The 245-nt window shown below is 61.6% G+C and carries 1 protein-coding gene; it reads left to right on the top strand.

What is annotated here, in order from left to right:
- The coding region (locus ACPYOI_RS36745; protein ID WP_481424267.1) for a TIGR02186 family protein at positions 1-245 on the top strand (245 nt) is incomplete at both ends.

Below are 245 nucleotides of genomic sequence, written 5' to 3' on the forward strand. Positions count from 1 at the left end.
CCCGTGGCGAATTCCGCACGGCGTTCCTGCGGTTGCAGCAGGCCGGCGTGCTTTACGAGCGCGACCCGACGGGTGTGCGCTTCGTCAGCTCCAATCTCTTCAATGCAACCCTTCGTCTGCCCGCCAACATTCCGAATGGCGTGCATACGGTGCGCGCCTATCTCTTCAATAGCGGCGTGTTTGTGACGCAGAGGTCCGTGCCGTTACGCGTCATCAAGACCGGCATCGAGCAGACGATCACCGTC

Source organism: Rhizobium sp. SVR5-2C (genome assembly GCF_056755115.1).